This is a genomic window from Bacillus sp. UMB0728 (assembly GCF_002858875.1).
Taxonomy (GTDB): Bacteria; Bacillota; Bacilli; order Bacillales; family Cytobacillaceae; genus Bacillus_AB; species Bacillus_AB infantis.
The window spans coordinates 785,837-808,651 of record NZ_PKLA01000002.1 but is presented as its reverse complement, the minus strand read 5'-3'; the positions used below and the strand labels follow the sequence as shown (position 1 = coordinate 808,651).

General features: G+C 46.7%; 21 protein-coding genes, 1 pseudogene and 2 riboswitches. Of the genes and pseudogenes, 5 read left to right on the top strand and 17 right to left on the bottom strand.

Annotation, left to right across the window (positions count from 1 at the left end):
• Positions 1 to 321: 321 nt before the first annotated feature.
• The 8 genes from CYJ37_RS09580 to CYJ37_RS09545 all read right to left on the bottom strand — a co-directional run bounded on the left by CYJ37_RS09580 (position 322) and on the right by CYJ37_RS09545 (position 9,436).
• Positions 322 to 678 (bottom strand): phage holin family protein, encoded by a 357-nt coding sequence (locus CYJ37_RS09580; RefSeq protein WP_101549432.1) that lies wholly within the window; start codon positions 676 to 678, stop codon positions 322 to 324.
• 59 nt (positions 679 to 737) lie between these two features.
• On the bottom strand, positions 738 to 1,856 hold the full coding sequence (locus tag CYJ37_RS09575; RefSeq protein ID WP_101549429.1) for a DUF4097 family beta strand repeat-containing protein: 1,119 nt from the start codon (positions 1,854 to 1,856) through the stop codon (positions 738 to 740).
• 27 nt (positions 1,857 to 1,883) lie between these two features.
• On the bottom strand, positions 1,884 to 2,204 hold the full coding sequence (locus tag CYJ37_RS09570; protein WP_009793036.1) for a DUF4870 domain-containing protein: 321 nt from the start codon (positions 2,202 to 2,204) through the stop codon (positions 1,884 to 1,886).
• A 378-nt stretch (positions 2,205 to 2,582) separates the two neighbouring features.
• Positions 2,583 to 2,909, bottom strand: a complete 327-nt coding sequence (locus tag CYJ37_RS09565) for a hypothetical protein (protein ID WP_009793035.1) — start codon at positions 2,907 to 2,909, stop codon at positions 2,583 to 2,585.
• A gap of 81 nt (positions 2,910 to 2,990) precedes the next feature.
• The gene (locus tag CYJ37_RS09560; RefSeq protein ID WP_101549426.1) at positions 2,991 to 3,710 is read right to left on the bottom strand and encodes an SGNH/GDSL hydrolase family protein; all 720 of its coding nucleotides are present in this window, start codon (positions 3,708 to 3,710) and stop codon (positions 2,991 to 2,993) included.
• Between the two features lie 126 nt (positions 3,711 to 3,836).
• Entirely contained in the window at positions 3,837 to 6,716 is a 2,880-nt protein-coding gene (uvrA, locus tag CYJ37_RS09555; RefSeq protein WP_101549424.1) for an excinuclease ABC subunit UvrA, read from the bottom strand.
• A 7-nt stretch (positions 6,717 to 6,723) separates the two neighbouring features.
• The gene (gene uvrB, locus CYJ37_RS09550; protein WP_009793032.1) at positions 6,724 to 8,703 is read right to left on the bottom strand and encodes an excinuclease ABC subunit UvrB; all 1,980 of its coding nucleotides are present in this window, start codon (positions 8,701 to 8,703) and stop codon (positions 6,724 to 6,726) included.
• Positions 8,704 to 9,202: 499 nt separating this feature from the next.
• On the bottom strand, positions 9,203 to 9,436 hold the full coding sequence (locus CYJ37_RS09545; protein ID WP_009793031.1) for a CsbA family protein: 234 nt from the start codon (positions 9,434 to 9,436) through the stop codon (positions 9,203 to 9,205).
• A 240-nt stretch (positions 9,437 to 9,676) separates the two neighbouring features.
• Between CYJ37_RS09545 and CYJ37_RS09540 the strand changes: the two genes are divergently transcribed.
• A complete protein-coding gene (locus CYJ37_RS09540; RefSeq protein ID WP_022544389.1) occupies positions 9,677 to 9,955 on the top strand; it encodes an alpha/beta-type small acid-soluble spore protein in 279 nt (92 codons plus the stop codon).
• A 42-nt stretch (positions 9,956 to 9,997) separates the two neighbouring features.
• Here CYJ37_RS09540 and CYJ37_RS09535 read toward each other — a convergent pair whose 3' ends face one another.
• Genes CYJ37_RS09535 through CYJ37_RS09520 form a run of 4 tightly spaced genes read right to left on the bottom strand, consistent with a single transcriptional unit; the run spans position 9,998 to position 13,770 of the window.
• A complete protein-coding gene (locus CYJ37_RS09535; protein WP_101549422.1) occupies positions 9,998 to 11,209 on the bottom strand; it encodes a M20 family metallopeptidase in 1,212 nt (403 codons plus the stop codon).
• Positions 11,210 to 11,252: 43 nt separating this feature from the next.
• Positions 11,253 to 12,083 carry a MetQ/NlpA family ABC transporter substrate-binding protein gene (locus CYJ37_RS09530; RefSeq protein WP_009793028.1) on the bottom strand — a complete coding sequence of 277 codons (831 nt, stop codon included), beginning with the start codon at positions 12,081 to 12,083 and terminating at the stop codon, positions 11,253 to 11,255.
• 15 nt (positions 12,084 to 12,098) lie between these two features.
• A complete protein-coding gene (locus tag CYJ37_RS09525; RefSeq protein WP_009793027.1) occupies positions 12,099 to 12,749 on the bottom strand; it encodes a methionine ABC transporter permease in 651 nt (216 codons plus the stop codon).
• Positions 12,739 to 13,770, bottom strand: a complete 1,032-nt coding sequence (locus CYJ37_RS09520) for a methionine ABC transporter ATP-binding protein (RefSeq protein WP_101549420.1) — start codon at positions 13,768 to 13,770, stop codon at positions 12,739 to 12,741. Before CYJ37_RS09520 ends, CYJ37_RS09525 begins: the two co-directional genes overlap by 11 nt.
• A gap of 76 nt (positions 13,771 to 13,846) precedes the next feature.
• A riboswitch (SAM riboswitch) is annotated at positions 13,847 to 13,949 on the bottom strand.
• A gap of 127 nt (positions 13,950 to 14,076) precedes the next feature.
• Positions 14,077 to 14,176, bottom strand: a riboswitch (SAM riboswitch).
• A 323-nt stretch (positions 14,177 to 14,499) separates the two neighbouring features.
• Between CYJ37_RS09520 and CYJ37_RS09515 the strand changes: the two genes are divergently transcribed.
• From CYJ37_RS09515 to CYJ37_RS28020, 3 genes and pseudogenes are all read left to right on the top strand, one after another.
• Positions 14,500 to 15,927 (top strand): PAS domain-containing sensor histidine kinase, encoded by a 1,428-nt coding sequence (locus CYJ37_RS09515; protein ID WP_022544390.1) that lies wholly within the window; start codon positions 14,500 to 14,502, stop codon positions 15,925 to 15,927.
• A gap of 152 nt (positions 15,928 to 16,079) precedes the next feature.
• A pseudogene (locus CYJ37_RS28025) lies at positions 16,080 to 16,634 on the top strand (protoglobin family protein); the annotation flags it as partial.
• On the top strand, positions 16,629 to 17,396 hold the full coding sequence (locus CYJ37_RS28020; RefSeq protein ID WP_374703157.1) for a methyl-accepting chemotaxis protein: 768 nt from the start codon (positions 16,629 to 16,631) through the stop codon (positions 17,394 to 17,396). The pseudogene CYJ37_RS28025 and the gene CYJ37_RS28020, both read left to right, overlap by 6 nt.
• 61 nt (positions 17,397 to 17,457) lie before the next feature.
• Here the strand turns inward: CYJ37_RS28020 and CYJ37_RS27130 are convergent, their stop codons facing one another.
• From CYJ37_RS27130 to CYJ37_RS09495, 4 genes are all read right to left on the bottom strand, one after another.
• Complete coding sequence (locus tag CYJ37_RS27130) at positions 17,458 to 17,598, bottom strand: hypothetical protein (RefSeq protein ID WP_009793021.1); 141 nt, start codon at positions 17,596 to 17,598, stop codon at positions 17,458 to 17,460.
• 54 nt (positions 17,599 to 17,652) lie between these two features.
• Positions 17,653 to 18,426, bottom strand: a complete 774-nt coding sequence (locus tag CYJ37_RS09505) for a class I SAM-dependent methyltransferase (protein ID WP_101549416.1) — start codon at positions 18,424 to 18,426, stop codon at positions 17,653 to 17,655.
• Between the two features lie 87 nt (positions 18,427 to 18,513).
• Entirely contained in the window at positions 18,514 to 18,975 is a 462-nt protein-coding gene (locus CYJ37_RS09500; protein WP_101549414.1) for a GNAT family N-acetyltransferase, read from the bottom strand.
• Positions 18,976 to 18,997: 22 nt separating this feature from the next.
• The gene (locus CYJ37_RS09495) at positions 18,998 to 21,280 is read right to left on the bottom strand and encodes a bifunctional diguanylate cyclase/phosphodiesterase (RefSeq protein WP_180827296.1); all 2,283 of its coding nucleotides are present in this window, start codon (positions 21,278 to 21,280) and stop codon (positions 18,998 to 19,000) included.
• A gap of 196 nt (positions 21,281 to 21,476) precedes the next feature.
• Here CYJ37_RS09495 and CYJ37_RS09490 point away from each other — a divergent pair, with 196 nt between their 5' ends.
• The gene (locus CYJ37_RS09490; RefSeq protein ID WP_101549410.1) at positions 21,477 to 21,773 is read left to right on the top strand and encodes a hypothetical protein; all 297 of its coding nucleotides are present in this window, start codon (positions 21,477 to 21,479) and stop codon (positions 21,771 to 21,773) included.
• A 19-nt stretch (positions 21,774 to 21,792) separates the two neighbouring features.
• Here CYJ37_RS09490 and CYJ37_RS09485 read toward each other — a convergent pair whose 3' ends face one another.
• Positions 21,793 to 22,776, bottom strand: a complete 984-nt coding sequence (locus CYJ37_RS09485) for a Gfo/Idh/MocA family protein (protein WP_101549408.1) — start codon at positions 22,774 to 22,776, stop codon at positions 21,793 to 21,795.
• Between the last annotated feature and the right edge of the window lie 39 nt (positions 22,777 to 22,815).

Genomic DNA, 22,815 nt, shown 5'->3' with positions numbered 1-22,815 from the left:
CATAATGCTTCAGTACCCCTTTTGTTTATATGATTTTTTTATACCAGCTTAAGGCATTAATGGAATGTTGGCCTGTCTGGTTTGTAAAGTTGCCAAAAAGTTTTAGAACCCTGTTGATCGGAGTGGAGGGCACGCAGACTCCTGTGGGATTGCAGCGGCAGAGCTGAGACCCCGCAGACGCGCAGCGGTGAGGAGGCTCAGCGCCGCCCCACGGAAAGCGAAGTGCCCGGAACGGAGATCAACAGCCTCATAATCGCAGCAAACTATTTTTATAAGTTAGCCTGGAAAGGCGGGCTTTCCGTTAGAAGCCCCTCCACTCCTTCAGTTTCCCTTCCGATCCATAACCGTCCTCTGAATAACCAAATTAACAACCGCCATAATCACAGCCACCAAAAAAGCCATCCCAAACCCATCTATCTCAAAAGAGCTCCCCATAATTCCATCTGTCAGAAGCAAAGTAACAGCATTGATAACAAATAAAAACAAGCCAAGCGACAAAAGCGTCACAGGCAAAGTCAAGATAATCAGAATCGGCCGCACCAGCACATTCAGCAGCGACAAAATGAAGCTTGCCCCCAATGCTGCACCAAAGCTTTCTAAATAAAACGAATCACGGAAAAATCCTGCCAAAGCGGCAAACAAAACAGCATTGATCAAGATGCCTATCAGCCATCTCACAGTCCATCACCTCTTTTATGGATAAAAGCCAGAAGCATCGCTTCTGGCCGCAGCTTATTTTATTTAACAAAATCACCAGTTTTAACAGCAATTGAACCTGTCTTGGTCTTAGCCCTTAAATCAATGGCAGCTGCAGGGTCTTTAACAGACTGAAATTTGAGCAGCTTCTGCACCATTTCTGATTTTTCCTCTACTACCTGGATTCCATCCAGCGCAAGCTGGAAGCTTCCAAGATTGGTTCTCAGATCACCATTCACAGGCGTTCCGGATGGAAGATACACGTCGACTGTACCGGTGACAGCTTCCGCTTCGAGGCGTTCACATCTGTCTCCTTTAACATGAACCTGGATATTACCATTAAAAGATTGAAGATCAGCACTTTTATAATCACCAGCAACTTTTATCGCCCCATTGACGGTCTCTGCTTCAATATGATCCAGTGTGCTGCCAGTCACTGTGATCTGGCCATTTCCTGCCTCAGCTTCAAGATGGCTGGCATTAAGCTTATCCAGCGTAATTTTTCCGTTCGCTGACTTGACCTTCAGTTTTGTCACGGCCAGGTCGCTGCCTTCTACCGGCCCATTGAACATCCTGATTCGGATGCTGTCATACTGCTCCTTTGGAATATGCACAGCGGCCTCAACTTTCATCCACTTCTGCTGCGCAGAAAACAGCAGCCGGCCATTGTCCGCCGTAAAAAGGACATCCCTTAAAAAGTTCTGGCGGGCTTCATCTTGGGTTTCACCGCGGTACACCTTAGCCCGGCAGTCAATGCGGACATCATTCTGTTCCCAGGGAATCAGCGTCAGTTTCCCATTCGCCACTTCCATTTCAATTTCAGACAATCTGACATCGTTCTGCTGGAACACATGAGATATTTCAAATGCAGGGCCGAAATTAAAATCCAGATCGGCATCCTTAATCTTCTGGAAAGCAGTATCTACAAACTCAATGATTTTTTCTTTGGCATAGTGGAATTTATATTGGGCCGTGTCCTGCTGCTGTTTCTTCGCTTCTTCAAAATAGGTCTGGTTTCCCCATTCACTATGCAGCTTTTCTTCTTTTTTCTCCATCGTTTTCGACGCCTTTTCAAGCTCCTCAAGCAGAAGAAGTGCCTCCTCAGCACGCAGGCTTCCGTCCTCGACCATTTTTAAAATCCTTTTTCTTTCATCTTTCATGTTATTGCCTCCTCGATATAGTATTCACTATTCACTTGCAGCCAATATCTGAACGCCTTTGACAATATTCCAGACTACAACAATCAAGCTAAGAATTACGGAAAGGCCGATTCCAATCAGGAAAAAGACCGGAACTTCGTTTGGATTGGAAAAAATCTCAAAAGGGATGGCCAGAAAAATGACCGGCAGCGCAATCAAAGGGATCAGATGCGACAAAAATGCCTTTTTAGCATGCACTTTTACAAAAGGATTTTCAGATGCAAAGAAAACCACGAGCGGAAAAATAAATCCTGCAAAAAACACACTAAAATAACTTAATGCCGAAAGCACCTTTTTAGAATCCATCATTTTCAACTCCTTGATAATACTTACGCACGGGCGCTTTAAAAGTTTCACTGAAGCTGAAAATAATGAGGGTAATCAAAATTTATAAAAAAGGAAAGAAATGAAAGAATTCGTAGTACTTTCATAAAATTAACCCTAAAAGAGGATAAATTAATGTACGTTTTTGCAGTATCGTAATACCTGGAGTAATATTTATTAGCAGCTTTTTCTTTTTATTAGCAAGTTTCCCAATATATTAGCAACTTTTTCTTTTTATTAGCAAGTTTCCCGATATACTAGCAACTTTCACGTTTTATTAGCAACTAGCCTAAATCAACACAGTCCCAGCCCCAGCTGACAAATAAAAAAGCACTGATTACCAGTGCCCCTTCGAAAGTCAGCTTAAACCGTTTTCGCTGCTCCCTTCCTGCATACTTCATCAATTTTATGGACAAACATCTGAAATACCTTGCGCTTTTCTTCCAAATCCCGGATTGAGCCCTTCAGCTCATTATATTTTTCCTCAAATGGGCGGTGGTACTGCTCGCGGATGGTTTCAATGATCTCATCATTGACCGTTGATTGTATAACCTGCTTTGTTATCCCGTATTTGTATGTATACACCTGCAATTCCCTTTTGACCTCTTCATAATCCTGATTGATCTGGTCCAACACCTTGGAAATATCTTCTTTCCATTCATTAAGGGAATCTTCGATATAAGAATGCATGGGCTGCCCCCCTGAAACTCTTTTTCTTTATTATAAAGGCTGCAGTTTACAGCCCTTTTTCTTTTCGTTTACAGAGTGGTGTCAATCTTCCTGCAGCCTGGCATATTCCTTGGCAACCCGGTCTGCAATCAGGTCATATCCGCGGTCATTGGGATGCAGGGAATCATAGAAAAAGAGATTTTTCTCCATGCCCTTAAACAAATCGTCAGTAGGAACCCATCTTACCTGATGATGGCTCGCAGCTGCTGCTTTTACTTTCTCGTTCCAGCCCTCTATGATGCTGCCGATTTTTTCATTGCCTGGATAGGGATTATAGAGGCCAAGCAAAAGGATTGTACTCTCAGGATTGTTCCGCTCTGTCCACCGGACTATTTCTTCCAGGTTTCCCCTATAAATTTCTTCTGCCTTCTTAAGCCTTTCTTTGTGTAGTGGTGCCAGATCCCCGCCATTTGCATGAAGCAGGTCATTTGTGCCGATAAAAATGATGATTGTGTCTGCCTCCTGCACCTCTTTTAAAACAGCCGGGGTATTCAGCTGTTTTTTGACGTTCAGTGTATCCTGTCCATAGATTCCAAAGTTTTCAACTTCAACGTTTTCCTCATAAATCTTGTCCAATCTTCCCTCAAGCCTTCCGGTATACCCTTTTCCGTTTTTATCGCCATACCCATAGGTGAGAGAATCCCCGAGTGCCACGATTTCTTTCTCGCCATCATGCGAAACAGTATTTTTTGCCTGAATGGCGACAGCAGAGCCAATTAACAGTATAAAGCCGATAATAATCCAAATATATTTTTTCATCATGAACCTTCCTTTTCTGATTAAGGTTCATTTACCCGATTCAGCGGGAGGCAATCTGGCAATATTCAGCAGGAATTCCATCATCCTAAAAAAGCGAGCCCGCAGTAATTGCGGAACTCGCTTTTGGGTTTATGCTTTTGATACGCTTGTTTCTCTTTCTTTGACCAGCTTCTGCATGCGAATACGGTCTCTGTCCAGGATTGGCTTTAGATATTTGCCGGTATAAGAGCCTTCTGCTTCAGCCACTTTTTCCGGGGTGCCCTGGGCAATGATGGTTCCGCCTTTATCGCCGCCTTCTGGCCCAAGATCGACAATATAGTCGGCAGCCTTGATGACATCGAGATTATGCTCGATGACCAGGACTGTATCCCCGTTTTCAACAAGCCGCTGCAATACAGTGAGCAGCCTGGAGATATCATCGACATGCAGTCCGGTCGTCGGTTCATCCAGTATATAGAAAGAGCGGCCGGTTGACCTGCGGTGCAGCTCTGAAGCCAGCTTCACACGCTGAGCCTCCCCTCCGGACAATGTGGTTGCCGGCTGGCCGAGCGTGATATAGCCCAGGCCAACATCATAGATTGTCTGGAGCTTTCGGCTGATTTTTGGAATATTTTCAAAGAATTCAAGTGCATCCTCGACTGTCATATCAAGGATATCTGATATATTTTTCCCTTTATACTTAACTTCAAGAGTTTCGCGGTTATAGCGTTTCCCGTGGCAGACCTCGCATGGGACATACACATCAGGAAGGAAATGCATCTCAATCTTAATGATTCCGTCTCCCCGGCATGCCTCGCATCTTCCGCCTTTAACGTTAAAGCTGAAGCGTCCCTTCTTATATCCGCGTACCTTTGCTTCATTCGTAGAGGCGAAAACATCGCGGATATCATCAAAGACACCGGTATAGGTGGCCGGATTGGAACGCGGTGTACGTCCAATCGGCGACTGGTCGATGTCAATGACCTTATCAAGATGCTCAATTCCTTTGACATCTTTATGCTCGCCTGGCTTTGTTTTGGCTTTATGGAGCTTTTGCGCCAGGGTTTTATGAAGTATTTCATTGATCAGCGTACTTTTTCCTGATCCTGATACACCAGTGACGGCAGTAAACGTGCCAAGCGGGAATTTGACATTTACGTTTTTCAGATTGTTTTCCTGTGCACCCTTGATTTCAATGAAGCGACCGTCGCTTTTTCTCCGCTCAAGCGGCAGCGGGATAAACTTCTTCCCTGACAAATACTGGCCGGTCAAGGAATTCGGATCATCCATTACCTCTGCCGGTGTCCCCTGGGAAACAATCTGGCCGCCGTGGACGCCGGCTCCCGGGCCGACATCGATAAGGTAGTCGGCTGCAATCATCGTATCCTCATCATGTTCAACAACTATGAGCGTATTCCCGATATCACGCATATTCTTGAGCGTATCGATCAGCCTGTCATTGTCGCGCTGATGAAGGCCGATTGACGGCTCGTCCAGGATATACAGGACACCGGTCAGGCGGGAGCCGATCTGAGTGGCAAGACGGATGCGCTGAGCTTCCCCTCCTGAAAGCGTGCCTGCTGCCCGGCTTAGTGTCAGATAGTCCAGTCCCACATTGATGAGGAATCCGAGCCTTTCTTTTATCTCCCTAAGAATCAGGTTGGCAATCTGCCTTTCTTTCTCAGAGAGAATCACATGTTCAAAAAAGTCTTCTGCCTCTTCAATGGACAATGATGTAATCTTTCCAATATGCTCCCCTGCAATCAGGACAGCAAGACTTTCCTGTTTCAGGCGGTTTCCTTTACAGGCCGGGCAAGGGTGCTGGGCCATATACTTTTCCATCTGTTCGCGGATATAGTCAGAGCTTGTTTCCTTGAAGCGCCTTTCCACATTGCGGATCACACCCTCAAACTCAATAAAGTTTTCCCTTACCTGGCCAAAGTCGTTTTCATAGCGGAAATAGATTTTTTCCCCTTTTGCTCCGTAAAGAAGCTTATCAAGCAAATGCTTCGGTATATCCTGTACAGGCATATCCATGTCAATCCCCAAATGGCTGCTGACTGCCTCAAGCAGCTGCGGATAATACTGGGAGCTTGTCGGCTCCCATGGTGCGATGGCATGCTGTCTTAAAGATAGTCCGCGGTTTGGGATGACAAGGTCAACATCCACTTCAAGCTTGCTGCCAAGACCATCGCAGGATGGGCAGGCGCCGAATGGGCTGTTGAAGGAGAACATCCTCGGTTCAAGCTCGCCGATGGAGAAGCCGCAGTGCGGGCAGGCATGGTTTTCGCTGAAGAGGAGCTCTTCCTCTCCGATTACATCAATGATGACTTTGCCTTCACCGAGCTTAAGCGCCGTTTCAAGGGAGTCAGCCAGCCTTGCTGCTACGCCCTCTTTCACGACCACGCGGTCAATGACCACTTGTATGCTGTGTTTCTTATTTTTTTCCAATGTGATGTCTTCGCCCAGGTCATGCATTTCGCCGTTGACTCTGACACGGACATAGCCTTGCTTTTTCACATCCTCAAGAACCTTGACGTGGGTCCCCTTCCTGCCCTCAACGACCGGAGCGAGGACCTGCATCTTCGTTCTTTCCGGATATTCCATGATCCTGTCGACCATCTGCTCGATTGTCTGGGAGGATATCTCCACATTATGGATCGGGCATGTCGGACGGCCGACCCTGGCGAACAGCAGCCTCAGATAATCATAGATTTCCGTCACGGTGCCGACAGTCGATCTTGGGTTCCTGCTTGTTGTTTTCTGGTCGATGGAGATTGCCGGCGACAGCCCTTCTATGGCATCGACATCAGGCTTATCCATCTGGCCGAGGAACTGGCGCGCATAGGCGGAAAGAGATTCCACATAGCGGCGCTGCCCCTCTGCATATATCGTATCAAAGGCCAAGGATGACTTCCCGGATCCGGAAAGCCCCGTCAGCACCACAAGCTTATCCCTCGGGATGGTGACATCAATATCCTTCAGGTTATGGGCCCTGGCGCCTTTTACAATCAGTTTTTCCATTGCCATCAGTTCGTCATCCTTCCGCTTTCAGCTCTAATAATAGATCACGAAGCTCGGCCGCCCGCTCGAAATTGAGCGCCTTGGCAGCTTCCTTCATTTCCTTTTCCATATTTGCGATCAGTTTGTCGCGTTCTTTCTTCGTCATTTTTGCCGGTTTGGCTGGTGCAGCATAGTCGGCCTGCTCCTCGGCAGCATGAGTGGCGCGGATCACATCGCGGATTTCCTTCTGGATCGTCTGCGGTGTGATGCCGTGCTCCTCATTATAAGCTTCCTGGATTTCCCGGCGCCTTTTCGTCTCGCTGATCGCCAGTTCCATTGAATTGGTGATCTTGTCTGCGTACATGATGACATGGCCGGAAGCATTCCGGGCCGCGCGCCCGATTGTCTGGATGAGGGACCTCTCTGAACGGAGGAAGCCCTCTTTATCTGCATCAAGTATGCTGACAAGGGAAACCTCCGGTATGTCGAGCCCCTCCCTCAGGAGATTGATCCCGATCAGTACATCATATTTTCCTAGGCGGAGCTCACGGATGATCTCAATCCGCTCCAGCGTCTTGACCTCTGAATGGAGATATTGCACCTTTATGCCGATTTCCTTCAGATAGTCGGTCAAGTCCTCTGACATTTTTTTCGTCAAGGTCGTAATGAGGACCCTCTCATTCTTCTTTACCCGATCATTGATTTCGCCAATCAGGTCATCAATCTGTCCTTCGATCGGGCGCACCTCGATCGTCGGATCAAGCAGCCCTGTCGGCCGGATGATCTGCTGGACCATTTCCGGCGTATGCTCTATTTCATATGGACCCGGGGTTGCGGAAACATATACAATCTGATTGATATGCTTTTCGAATTCCGGGAAGGTGAGCGGCCTGTTATCCATCGCGGATGGCAGCCTGAATCCATGATCCACAAGGACTGACTTCCTGGCCTGGTCCCCGTTGAACATCCCCCTGACCTGAGGGATCGTTACATGTGATTCATCTACGACCATCAGGAAATCGTCAGGGAAATAATCAAGCAGCGTATACGGCGTTGATCCGGCCGGACGGAGAGTCAGATGGCGCGAATAGTTCTCGATCCCTGAGCAAAAGCCCATTTCCCTCATCATCTCCAGGTCATAGCGCGTTCTCTGTTCCAGGCGCTGAGCCTCAAGAAGCTTGCCGTTTTCACGCATTTCCTCCAGGCGCTCTTCCAATTCCTTTTCGATATTCCCGATGGCAATTTTCATCTTTTCCTCGCGTGTTACGAAGTGGGAGGCCGGGAAGATGGCAACATGTTCGCGCTCGCCCATGATTTCTCCGGTCAGTGCATCCACCTCCCGGATCCGGTCAATCTCATCACCGAAGAATTCGACCCGCATGCAATGCTCATCCCGTGAAGCCGGGAAGATTTCCACCACATCGCCGCGGACTCTGAAGGTCCCCCTCCGGAAATCAATATCGTTCCGCTCATACTGGATATCAACAAGGCGGCGCAGAAGCTGGTTCCGCTCAATTTCCATCCCTGTCCTCAAAGAGAGCACAAGCTCCTTGTATTCCTCAGGTGAACCGAGGCCGTATATGCAGGAAACACTGGCGATGATGATAACGTCCTTCCGTTCAAAAAGCGAAGAAGTTGCTGAGTGGCGCAGCTTGTCAATCTCATCATTGATGCTTGCATCTTTTTCAATGAATGTATCTGTCTGGGGCACGTATGCCTCAGGCTGGTAGTAATCATAATAACTGACAAAATACTCTACAGCATTGTTCGGGAAAAAGTCCTTGAACTCACTGTAAAGCTGGCCTGCCAGGGTTTTGTTATGGGCTATGACCAATGTAGGCTTGTTAACCTCTTTAATCACATTGGAAATGGTAAACGTCTTACCAGTACCAGTTGCACCCAGCAGGGTCTGGTGCCGCTTGCCGGAGCGGATGCCCTCGACAATCCTGCTGATGGCCTCTGGCTGATCGCCCTGCGGCGAATATTTTGAGACTAATTCAAATTGGTCCTTCACAAAAAAGCCTCCTGTTCAAGAAGTTGATTTTAACATTTTATCTATATTTGCAGGCAGGCATACCAGTAAGCAAGAACCTTGCTTCTGTTGCCCCTGTTCTTTTAATGGTTAAGCGGTCCTGAATGCACGTGATGATTCCTGCTGAAGTTATATTATAGAAGAAAAAGGTCTGAAGCCTTGTACGAAGCTGAAAAACTCATATCCTCATTCTACCACAAAGCACATGAAAGAAACCAGGAATATGCGAACGGATATTCGTTTTTCATGAAATAGCATGTGATGAGTAAAAAAGCTCCTGCCAGGAACGGCTCGATTCCTGCCGAATAAAGGTTAATCAAACGTTTGATTAAATGGTGGACCGGCCCTATAAAGCTGGAATATTTCCCGCGAAATATGTCGGCAGGAAATATGGATGGAGATGACAGCTGAAAGACTTGCTTGCCAAATAAAATAACCTGCCCGATTAAAACCAGGCAGGTTTTTGAGAATCATTATAAAATCAAGCTCGCTTCTTTGCTCTTTGTTTCATGATCTGCGCATACCAGAAACCGGCAGTCAAAGAAAAGGCATCAACAACAATAAGCCCCCAGCTGTCTGTATAGCCCTTGTAGACGGAGGCGGCAATCAGGGCGACTGTCAGAATGAGCCCGATTACATGATTATACGTCACCCTCGTAAAGAACATGACAAGCAGTCCAGGCAGCAGCAGGGCTGAAAGATACTTTAGCGCCACTTTTTCACACCTTCTTTATGATAGATTCACTATGAATTGCGGACAAGTATAACATTAGAATAGCGGTTCAATCTATATCATACAAGCAATTTCAAAAATATGCCGCTGTATTTTTTTGCTTAGGGCATTGTTGTCCATTCATCGGAATTCTGTTTGCTGCTGATGATATGGACGGGCTTCGCTTAGAAAAAGGCTGTTTGCAAAATACTATCCATAATGAACGGAAAGGAGGTTTGCAAAATGTCCAGAAGAAGGAGGCGCCCCCTAGTTCCAGAATCCCGTGAAGCCCTCGACACATTGAAGGCACGTGTTATGGCTAACCAGGGCTATAAGGTCGGACCGGATGCGCCGGAGGAAGTAAAATATGAGGTGGCCAGGGAAAAGGATGTTCCGCTTCAGCATGGATATAACGGCAGGCTGACATCGCGCGAGGCCGGCAAAGTCGGCGGCCCGATCGGCGGCAGCATGGTGAAGGAATTAATCCGGCTGGCCCAGGAAAGCCTCAACAAAAAGCAATAGTATAATGGAAAAATGGAGCCGCCATATAGGCAGCTCCATCCTTTATTTTTGCGCTTCTTTGTTCCTAGCGAACTCTTCTTTAATGGAAGCAAGCAGTTCAGGCTCCGTGATAAGCCGGAATGCGGTTTGTGCCAGCGCCTTTGCACCTGTGAGCAGGGCTTCATCGCCTTTTTCCGACCGTGCAGCTTCACGGAAAGGTACAGTATGGGCAACAAGATCATCGCTGCCGATCTTGATATAAGGGTGGATCGTCGGTACCTGCTGGCTGATGTTGCCTGCATCTGTTGAACCGATTCCTTCCCTTCCTGACAGATCGACCTCTTCCCCCAGTTCCTCGATGACTTCACGGAACGCTTCATCATACGCTCTATTTAATAGAAGATTATCGACTTCATTCTGGAATGCAATTACATTCAGTTCAGCGCCTGTTGCAAGGGCGGCAGCTTCTGCCACCTTTTTCACTTTTGCTGTAACTTCATTTAGATAGGTTCTTGTCGCTGCCCGGATGAAGAAACGCGCTTTCGCATATTCCGGAATGATATTTGGTGCGTCTCCTCCATGGGTGATGATGCCATGGATTCGCACATCATCTTTCAGCTGCTGGCGCAGGGCATTGATGCCGTTGAAGAGCTGGATGACCGCATCAAGTGCATTAATTCCTTCGTGCGGTGAAGCCGCAGCATGGGCAGGCTTGCCGATATACTCAAAGTCCAGCGGATCCACCGCCAGGGAGGAGCTTGTCAATGCCGTCCTGCTTGAAGGATGGATCATAAGCGCCGCATCAATTCCCTCTGTCAGGCCGTGCTTCACGAAGCTGCCCTTGGCACTGCCGTTAGGTCCGCCTTCTTCGGCGGGTGTTCCGAATACGACGACCTCTCCGCCTGTTTCTTCAATCACCTTGCTTAAAGCAATCGCTGCCGCTGTGCTTGTTGTGCCAATGATATTATGGCCGCATGCATGGCCGATTCCCGGCAGTGCGTCATATTCGGCAAGGAAAGCGATGGACGGTCCCGGTTTGGAGGATTTTTTCCTTGCAGCAAAGGCTGTTTCATGGCCGGCAACAGCACGCTCAACCTCAAAGCCCTCTTCTTCAAGAATTCCTGAGAGCAGCCCGGATGCGAAAAATTCCTGGTTGCCGATTTCCGGCTTGTCATGAATCTGGTGGCTTGTTGAAAGGTAAAGCTCCCTTCCAGCTTCCACACTTTGATTGATTCTTTCCTTCAGCTCGGTTACAGATTTAGCAGGTGCTGACATAATGATCTCCTCCTTGGGTTATAGCGGTGCAAGGCACCGGTTATTATTCTCCGATTTCACTAAGCGGAACGAATGTCGGGATGGTGCTGCCTTTGTATTCTTTTTCAATGAATTCAGCTACATCATCTTCCTGATACAGTTCGCCGAGGCGCTTCAGTGTCTCATTGTCTTTGTCTTCTGTTCTGGCGGCAATGATGTTGATATATGGAGTTGCTGTTGCACTTTCATGGAAGATAGAGTCTTCTACAGGGTTGAAGCCAGCATCAACAGCGATTCCATTATTGATGATGGAGGCAGCTACATCCGGCAGGACGCGTGGTGTCTGGCCCGCTACTACAGGGACGATTTCCAGGTTTTTCGGGTTGTCGACGATTTTGTCGATGCTGCCATTTCCGTCAAAGTCTTCAGGCAGCGTGATCAGGCCGGCTTCCTGCAGAAGCAGGAATGATCTTCCCATATTGGTTGCTTCGTTCGGCACGGCAATCTTTCCGCCTTCCGGGATATCTTTTACATCTTTATATTTTTCAGAGTAGATCCCCATTGGTGCAATAACGGTTGTCGCGATTGGTGAAAGATCCAGATCATGCTCCTTTTTAAAAGCGTTGAAATAAGAAATGGTCTGGAAGGCATTGGCATCAAGCTCTCCCTCTGCTAGAGCGATGTTTGGCTGGACATAATCAGAGAAGCGGACGATTTCCACTTTGATTCCTTCTTTTTCAGCCTTCTTGGCTACAAAGTCCCAAATGCGGTTGTCTGACCCGCTGACCCCGATTTTAACTTCTTTTTCTTTTTCCTTGCCGCTTGTTGATGATGAGCAGGCTGCACTGAAAACCGCCAGTGCGAGGATGATTGCCGTTAATAGTAGTTTTTTCATGGATGATTCCTCCTGTTATCGTCTTCTGATTTTTTTGGATAAAATATTGCCGAAGCTTTGCAGCCCCTGGACCATAATGACCAGGATAGCGACTGTTATGAGCATGACCGTTGTATCAAAGCGCTGATAGCCATAGGTAATGGCCAAATCGCCAAGCCCGCCGCCGCCGACAGCCCCTGCCATGGCGGATGCTCCGACAAGTCCGACGGTTGCAATGGTCAGTGCCAGGACAAGCGAGCTGAGTGCTTCCGGTACGAGAAACTTAAAGATGATCTGTGCCGGAGTCGCTCCCATCGCTTCCGCCGCCTCGAGGACACCAGGATCAACCTCGAGGAGTGAGTTCTCGATTAACCTTGCAATATATGGGCCGGCATAGAATACTAGCGGTACGACAGCAGCCGCCGTTCCGATTGAGGTGCCTACTAAAAGGCGCGTCACCGGAATGATTGCGACCATCAGGATGATGAATGGAACAGAGCGGAATATGTTGATGATCCCATTCAGCACGTTAAAAACGGGCAGATTCTCCAGCAGATGGCCTTTTCTCGTAATAACCAGCAGGATGCCCAGCGGCAATCCGAGGATGGTTGAGAAAAGAAGCGAGAAAGCCACCATTTGAATGGTTTCGATGAGTGCTTCTATGATTTGCGTGTGATCAACTAGCATGTGCTTTCACTTCCTTGATTGAGACTTTTTCCTGATGAATATACATAAGCGCGCGCTGCACTTCCTGGTCGGTTCCCTGGAACTCGACAACAAGGTTTCCAAAAGGGATTCCCTGAAGCTCGGTTATATTCCCGAACAGCACGTTGATATCAATATCGAACTTCTTGGCAAGTCTGGAAAGCAGCGGCTGTCCGGCTGACTCGCCGACGAAATTGATCCGGAAGATCCTTTCCTTTCCATCGTTTTTCTCTACAAGCTGCTTTACAGAATCAGGGATTGAATCATTCATGACAGAGCTGACAAAGTTCTGGGCCGTCTGTGTTTTCGGCGCCGAGAATACATTGAACACTGACCCTTCTTCAATAATTTTTCCTGCCTCGATCACTGCCACCCTGTCGCAGATTTCCCTGATGACCGTCATTTCATGGGTAATGATCAGGATGGTGATGTTGTATTCTGCATTAATTTTTTTCAAAAGCTGAAGGATGCTGCTCGTCGTCTGTGGATCAAGGGCCGATGTCGCTTCATCGCACAGAAGAATCGATGGCTGTGTCGCAAGCGCCCTGGCAATCCCGACCCTTTGCTTCTGGCCGCCCGAAAGCTGATCCGGATATTTATCCGCTTTATCGGCAAGGCCGACAAACTCAAGCAGTTCAGCGACCCGTTTGCGGATCTGCTCTTTCGGCAGCTTTGCCAGTGTGAGCGGCATGGCTACATTGGCGAACACCGTTTTTGAGTTGAGCAGATTGAAATGCTGGAACACCATGCCGATATTCCGTTTAACTTCCCTCACCTCTTTGGGCGAAAGCGAGGTTAGATCATGGCCATCGACGATCACCTTGCCCGAGGTCGGCCTTTCGAGCAGATTTACACAGCGGATCAGCGAGCTTTTTCCCGCTCCGCTGAAGCCGATGACACCAAATATTTCTCCTCTATCGATTGCTAGATCAATCCCGTTGAGCGCGGCAACCTGCTGCCCGCCGCTTTCATACACCTTTCTGAGATCCTGAAATTCTATCATTTTGCTTCACCCTCCATATCAAATAAAAAACCCTCTTCTGAGAACAGAAGAGGGCATGCATCATCAGCATTCGCTCTTCTTATCTCCCAGGCTCACACCTGCTGGAATTGGCACAGTACTCATAAGAGTCCGCTGCCGAGGCTTCATTGGGCCAGTCCCTCTGCCTCTCTGGATAAGAAATTATGGTTTTCCTATAAAATTAATTGGTTTTAACACTATAGCTATGCAGCATCACGCACTTTTATTCCGGAAAACAAGAAAGCCCTCTTCAAAAAGAAGAGGGCAGAATAATAGGCGTTCGTCCTCTTCTTATCTTTCAGGCAATCTGCCTGCTGGAATTGGCACGGTTCATCAGTCCGCTGCCGAGGTGTCATAGGGCCAGTCCCTCTACCTCTCTGGATAAGAAGCTATCGTATTAAGTTTATTTGCTTGATTAATTGTTTTTTACTTTACACGCGTTTCAAAGTTCTGTCAAACTCTTTTTTAAATTTTTCGGATAAAAATTCTTATCCACAATTTTTGAAAACCCTTACTTATTTTTGGGGAGTTTTGAAAAAATAAAACTCCATCTGCTGTGGATAAAGGAGGTTTTCCACATTTTTTCCTCCCCTTATCAACATTCTCCCCAGACTTCACACAAGAAGAGGGAGTTTACTCCTATATTTATGCCCGCTTGTCTATTGTATAATAGTGGAAAAGAGCAAATTGAACTGCATTCCGGGAGGGAGAATGGTTTTGATTGCAACAAACAGAGACTATCAATCTGAATTATTTGTGGACAAAGTTGAAGCAAAGAATCTCGAACTGGCTCTGAAGCATTCGGCAGACCTGATTTCAAGGCATACAAAAGAAGGCATCTTTTTATATGTTTCCCCATCCTGCAGCACCCTTTTGGGTTATTCACAAGAGGAACTGTACAAGGACTGCATTCTGGCCTACTGCCACCCCCAAGATAAAGAAATCCTCAAAAAAGAATTCCGCGGGCTATCCCCGGGCAGCAGCTCACGCATTTCATTCCGGTTCCGCCGCAAGGAAGGCGACTATATCTGGCTGGAGACCAGCATCAGCACACTCGGCGACGGCCAGGAAGCCATGTGCATATCAAGAGATATGACCGAGCGCGTCAATATGGAAGAAGAAAACATGGAAACCCAGGAAAAGTACCGTTTCCTTGTCGAATACAGCAGGGATACCATTGGCATGACAACCGAGAAAGGCATATGGACCTACATGAATGATGAAGGCAAGAAGGTGTTCGGCTTTACTTCAAGCAAGGAAATTATAGGCGCTTCTTTGTATGACTATGTTTCACCTTCTGATCATGGCTATCTGAAGGATTTTTACCAGGCGAACCAGACTGTCTCTTTTGAATTGAATATCATCAGGAGTGACGGGAACACCCGGAAGGCCGCTATCCAGCTGATCCCCACCGTTTTTAAGAACCGGAAGCTTTTCCAGATCATCATCAAAGACGTCACCGGCCAGAAAAAGACCGAAGAAAAGCTTCATAATGCAGAAAAGCTCTCTGTCGTCGGGCAGCTTGCCGCAGGAATCGCCCATGAAATCAGAAATCCCCTTACCGCCATAAAAGGCTTTACCCAGCTTCTTACAGAGCGTAAAACAGAAAAATATGCAGATGTAATCCTTTCCGAACTCGAACGGATTGAAGAAATCGTCAATGACCTCCTTGTCCTCGCCAAGCCTGTTGTGACAGAGGCTCAGGAAACCAATCTGGTGAATATAGTCAAGAGTGTCGTCACCCTTTTAAACACACAGGCGCTTATCTATAACATCATGATAGATGTAAAATACTCTCTATCTGAAATCAGCGTCCGCTGTGAAATCGATAAAATCAAGCAGGTGCTTATCAATGTGATCAAGAATTCAATTGAAGCCATGCCCCATGGCGGAAAAATCAGCATTGAGGTCAGGCAGGATAACAGCTTTGCGATGATCAGCGTGAAGGATGAAGGGATCGGCATTCCCGAGGAAAGGCTGCCGAAGCTCGGTGAACCGTTCTACAGCACGAAGGAAAAGGGGACAGGCCTTGGGCTCATGATCTGCAACCGGATCATTAAGAGCCACGGCGGGAATATATATATAACAAGCAAAGAAAATGAAGGAACCATCGTGAAACTGCTGATTCCTGTGGTCTGATTGAAGCCTCCGACGTTCCTGCCCGGGGCTTTTTTGATTCTGCTCCAGCTTCTCGCTGCAGACCCTTCTTGAAAACAATTGTACTTCTGTTTAAACAATAGTAAAAACTTCCCCTATATTGCCGATATAAAGCAGGATAATAGATATAGAAAATGGGAGTGTTTCAAGTGCTTTTTACGAAAACAGCAAAACCGAAATCGTTTGACCTTGAAAGCCTGATTCAGAAAGAACTGGAACATGCAGTACAGGAAACTGAATTTGATCAGGATTTAAAGCTTCAGATTGAAGTGATGGGCCTGACAAAAGAAGATTTGGCTATTTTGCGGGCAGTGCGCCCGATTGCCGAAAAGCATATCAGCGCCGTTTACAATAAACTTCTCACTTATGAACAAGAGGATGTCAGGAAAATAACCGATATTTCGAAAATTGGCGTGACTACAGAGATGAGCCAGCAGTATATCATCAGTCTGTTCAATGGCATAGTTGACGGCGAATTCGTTGAACGCCGCAGAACAGCAGCAAAAGCTTATGTGCAGATCGGGGTGCAGATTCACTGGTATATGTCCATTTACCAGCTGCTTATGAAAAACATCTTGGAAATTGTCCTGCAGGAGCTGGAACTGTCATCGAAAGATCAAAGCCGCGTGACTTTTGCGATGGCGAAGATTTTCAATCTTGAAATCCAGCTATGCATTTCCATCATGCAGCAGACGATGGAAGCATTCTCAGCCGAAAGGGAGAATCAAGCGAAGGTCGAGCTGAAAAGCTATGTCGGGGAAATCGTTGAAAATCTGGCTGCCATGTCAGAGCAGACAGGCGCTTCTGTAGAACAGATTGTGCATCAGTCCCGTCAGATATCCGGCAATGCAAAAGATGGCGCCGCTTCTTCGACTGAAATGGAATCGCGTTCATCCAAAGGCCGCGACCAGCTGAATCGGGTTGTCGATAATATGCATGAGCTGAAAAGCAATGTGAATGAAATTACCAGCACCATCAGCAGCCTGGAAAAAACCTCGAACCAGATCGGCGAGATTGCCGGCGTGATTACAAGCATTGCAGACCAGACCAATCTGCTCGCCCTTAATGCTGCCATTGAGGCGGCCAGGGCAGGCGAGCATGGAAAGGGATTTGCCGTTGTTGCCGATGAAGTCAGGAAGCTGGCAGAACAGACAAAAGACTCATCCTCCAACATCACCTCACTGCTGAACAGCACAATCAGGCAGATTTCAGAGGTGATTTCGCAGATTGGCACCATTGATGGAATAGTCGTGAACGGGAATAAAGAGATCGAAAACACAGGAAATGTCTTCAAAGAAATCCTGTCGGCAAGCACAGAAAGCAAAGATAAAAGCCGCCAGATCGAAAAGGACATCGAACTTCTTACCGGCCTTCTTTCCGAAATCAGCAGTGCAGCTGCCAAATTATCCGATTCCGCTGAAGAACTAAGCTTAACAGTGGCAAATTTTTAAAAATGCAAAAGAGAAGCATAGGCATCACCGCTTCTCTTTTTTTATGTTGATAGCTTTCTGTTCACTGCACAAATTTAAATAGGGAACGGATGAGAAACCGGGACAGAAGGTATATCGGCTCTATCAGATCGATTGCAGCATCAATCACTTCAAGCTTGTTATTCTTTTTCTTTTCTTTCTTCCGCTTTATTCTGAATTTCAAAATACCGCCCCCCGCCTTTATTTGTATATATTTTACAGCAATACGTTTACTTTGTCATTTCACAGCGAGCCAGATGGTCCAGCAATCCTGCTCCGTAATTTTCCCGGCATCTGTCAGCCTGCTTTCAATATGCTCTACGAGCTCTGCCAGCTCGCTGTCATTCAGCTCATGAAGGATGGAGCGCCCTGTTCTTTCAAGGAGATCATGGCGCAAACCGCTGATATCGCTGTACGTCTTCCTTACTTCCCATAAGGAAATCTCTTTGACGGATGAGAACCCTGCCTCCTCCAGCGCTGATTGTACAGCTGAACTGCTATATCTCCGGGATATCTCTTTCTCCGCGAGCTCCGGGAATTTTTCAAAAAAGAACCCTCTGATATGTGTCCTGCTGCCAGGAAGCAGACAGTCCTCCGGTGTCCGGTCCTGAATCAGGCAGAAACCGCCTGGGCGCAGCACCCGGAAGCATTCAGCAAAGGCGTCCGGAAGCCGGTCGAGATGATGGATGACAGCCCTTTCAAGCACCATATCATAAGCATCTCCCTCCAAGCCGGTTTCGTACGCATTTCCATGCACAAATTCTATTTGCGGATAACCATCTGAAGCCCGGTCTGCCGCCTCAAGCAGCTCCCGTGAGAAATCCAGTCCTGTCACATGTGAGGCTCCCATATCGGCTAGAGCTCTTGAGTAGATTCCCCCTCCACATCCAATGTCGAGAACACTTTTCCCCCTTAAATCAAACTCTTTCCCAACCGTTTCTATCCAAGTTGAGTCAGCTTTCCGGGAAGAATAGGTATCCTGATTCGTTTTATCGTGAAAATTGATTGGCATTGGAATCCCCTCCTTATTAGTTATATTATAAGGCAGGGTGATGAAAGGAAAAATATTGAAATTTCGATCGTATGTGATAGGTTTTGCTTATTCTTTTTCCAGGACCGTCAGCTGCATGCCAGGTTCAGGCTCCAGCTCACCTTTTTCTTTAAACCCGAAACTTATATACAATTGAAGGGCTGGCATATTCCCCTTCCCGGTCAGTACCCTCCATTTTCTGCCGGTAAATTCACTGGTTAAATGAGCAAGCAAACTCTTTGCAATCCCTCTCCGGAAAAACGATGGATGAACGGTCAAACGGCTGATGACCACCCAATTTTCATCCTCTTCATAAGCAAGAACGCCGGCCAGCCTGCCATCCAGGCACATTCCAACAAAACTTTCACGGGAGGCCATCAAGCTTTCAGCTGTATCAAACAGCTGCGGGATAGCATCAAAGCCTATAATCTCAGCTTCTATTTTATAGGCTGGGATCTGGACGCTTAAGACTGCCTTTGCAGTTTCAAAGTCTTTGATATTCAGGTGTATAATTTCTCTTACTGCCCCCATCTTCCCGCCTCCTTTTCATTTATCAAATCAGCCTAGCTGTTAATTTATTCAGCTGCTTTTCCAGCTCAGGGGCCGGTAAGGGTTTGCTGAAATAATAACCCTGCAGCTTGGAGTCACTGTTTTCCCTGATATATTTCAGCTGTTCCTCTGTTTCGATGCCTTCAGTTACACAGTCCAGCCCCAGTTCATTAAGGATTTTGTAGATTCCCGTCAGCAGTACAGTATCAAAGGCTTGAAAGGGAACCTTTTTGACAAAATTACGATCGATCTTTATTGTATCGACCGGGAGATCTTTAAGGAAGATCAGCGAGGAAGTACCGACCCCAAAATCATCAAGAGCAATTTTGACCTTCCTTTTCCGGAGGTCTTCGACAAATGGCAGCAGCTCTTTTTTATAATCGCTCACATCGCTTTCCGTAATCTCGATTTGCAGGAGCCCAGGCGGAAAATGATAGCATGCAAGGACCTCATCCAATTTTTCAACAAAGCGGCCGTCCTTCATTTGCGATTTGGATAGATTAATGGCCAAACCAAGCTTTTCAAGGCCGTCCTTATGCCATTTACCAACCTGCTTAACAGCCTCCTCCAGTACCCAGGAGCCCATCCTATTAATAAGACCTGTTTCTTCAGCGATCGGAATAAATTTATCGGGGGAAATCAGGCCCTTAGCAGGGTGGTTCCAGCGAAGAAGCGCTTCAACACAGACGATATGTTCCCCCGCTTTATCCATAATAGGCTGATAATAAATTTCAAGCTCATTCCGTTCTACCGCATATTTCAGCTCATGCTCCAGCTCCAGGAGATTTTTGTAATAGCTGTCCGATGAGATATCCTCATAGAAAACATATTGGTTCTTGCCTGTGCTCTTAGCCTCATACATCGCAATATCGGCCTTTTGCAGAAGTGCGTCCAGAGAAGTTCCATCCAGCGGAGACACTGCAATACCGACACTGGCTGTTGTAAATGCCTTGTACTGAAATGTCTCATACTCCTTCCCAACCTGAGACAGAATTCTACTGGCAATTCCTTCCAGCTTCGTCCTCTCGCTGGTGCCGACAAGCAGGGCAAATTCATCGCCTGCCAGCCTGGCAAAGAGGCCGTTCATTTCGTCTGCAAGCGCCTTTACTTTCTCTGCAATTTCCTTTAGAAATATATCGCCTGCCTGGTGTCCCAATGTATCATTGATCCGTTTAAACCCATCCAAATCAAAGAAGAATACAGCCTTCATGCCTTTCAGGCTTGTCAAATAATGCTCAAACAGATAGGCCTGATTGGGAAGGCCGGTCAGCTGATCGATATAAGCAAGATTTGTGATTTCCCGGTTCTTATCTTCAAGAGAGGCCAGTACCTTATTGATGGATTGCTCCAAATTTGTAATCTCATCCCTGTGCTTTGAACTGATGGGCAGCCTTAAGCCAGTATCCCGCCTCTCCTGTATTCCCCTTAGATTCTCTGACAGCCTGGCCACCCTTGAAAGGATGAAGCGGTCCAGCAGGATCAGTGCCAGCACTAGCAGCAGACCGGAAAAAGCCAGGATATAATAGAAAATCTGCTTCAGGCTCACAAGTCTCTGCAAATAGAATTCCCGTTCCTGCAGAAGGCTGATCATATAGAGGTTAGCTCCCCCATAGTCTCTTAAATAATGTGCCCCCCTGATTGTTGTATCACTAAATGATTCTATTTCCGGATTTATACCCTTTATTTGCTCCACCTTGCGGAAAGACAGGGCCATGGAAAGCTCTTTTCCAACCTTGCTTATATAAGCCTGGTCCAAAAGCTTTCCCATGATTAAAAAGCCTGCCTTAGGCCCGCTCCCGTTGCTTCGGTATACTGGCTGTAAGGAGAATAAGGCCAAGCCAAACTCTGTCTGTACGAAACCCTTATCTGCCTTCATATCATCAAAAGGATCAGAAAAGGCAGATGACAGCTGAATTGGAGCTTTCCTGTTTAAATCATAGCCTCCCTGATAGATAGTCTTCCCCGATTGATCTTTGAAAAGAATAAAGTTCACAAAGTTATTTTCATAGGTTTCAGGCATTAAATTGATTTCGGGATAATCGCTGTATTGCCCCTGAAGGAAGTTATAGCTATCATCCCAAACGGCCCAATCCAGGTTCGTTCGATTTAAAGCATCCAAATCAGAGTCAAGATAGAATTCAATTCTATTTAGATCCTTTGAAACAGAACGTTTATCCATTGCATTGGCGTCTTTCAAAAGCATAGGTCCTATTACTAGCAGAATGCCTCCGAGAAATAAAGCGACCGCACTTCCTGCTACAATGAAAGTTTTTAGTATAAGTTTCATATTAAGTAACTCCCGCATAAATGAAATTTTCCGATTACTGCATATATCGGCATTTTGCGGAATCATTTTAGAAGCTAGCAAATTAGGCCTATGATAATTGAATCCTTTTAAGCAGATTCTTCCACCCATCTCTTTATTAACAAATAATCGGGTATATTATAAATAACCCATTTTTTAATAGAAAGGCGGAATAACCATGAAAGAACCTTCTGGAATCCCTTATGACGGCATGCTGACGACCAATGAGATTAAAGATTTGCTCTCCATGTATATCACGCCTTTTCGGGACATGTGCATCAGAACATCAGAACAATCTGAGGTGAAAATCAGCAAAGGCCGCGCCATCAGCCTTATGCTAGACAAGCTGAGCAAGGTCCAGCTTAATGAACTCATCAACCAGCTTTACCTTATGCGCAAGAAGAGGCAGAATGAACTCTGTTATATTCAATATATTTTAATAGCCATTTTGGGCCGAGAACGCCAAACCGGGTAACCTGGCGCCAGTGACTTTTTCAAAGGTCTGCCGGGTATACGACGCCCATCTGTTTTCTGGCTTCATCCAGCATTTCCATAACCAGCAAGCTATTCTGGAAAGTGTTAATATCTGATTCTGTTTCCCCCGCCTTTACGAGGCGGATAAATTCCTGGAGCTCATAAAAAAGGCTGTTATTACTCTGGGCAACAGAGATGATTTCAGGCTCCTGATTGCGCAGCTTCAGCTCCACTACATCCATTGTGGAAATCCGGTCTATTTTTATTGAGCCTTTTTCACCCTGTATTTCGGCCGGCAGGGAGGAATCCGTGATTTTTGAAAAAAGGACAGCCGCATCCATATCTTCATAGGTAAACACAATGCTTCCAGACGCATCTGATCCGGTTTCCAGCAGAAATCCGCTTGCCTGGAGGCTTTTCGGCTTACCGAAAAGAACCAGCATTGGATAGATCGCATACACGCCGACATCCATTAAAGCGCCGTTCGACAGCTTCGGATCAAAGGCATTCGCCTGCCTTCCTGCCTTGTAATCTTCGTACCTGGAGTCATACTGGCAATAGTGGGCGAAATATTGCCTCACCTTCCCGAGTCTCGGCAAATGCTCCCTGATCTGCTGGAAGTTCGGATAGAATGTCGTTTTCATCGCTTCCATGAACAGCACTTGATGTTCTTTAGCAGCCTGGATCATCCTTTTCAGCTCAGCCGTATTTGAAGCTGCCGGCTTTTCACAAAGCACATGCTTCCCATTTCGCAAAAACAGCTCTGCCTGACCGCTGTGAAGCGAATTCGGGCTTGCAATATACACCGCATCAATCACTTCGCTTTTGGCCATATCCTCTAAATCTGTGAATATATGCTCTGCACCAAACTTCTCTGCGAACCTCTCGCCCTTATCCCGTGTTCTTGAATAGACTGCTGCCAGCTGAAAATCCTCCAGCTCTTTCCCGGCAAGAACTAACTTTTCCGTGATCCAGTTTGTACCGATGACGCAGAATTTGACCATGAGCAGGACACCCCTTTTCTTATTTTGATAAACTAATTC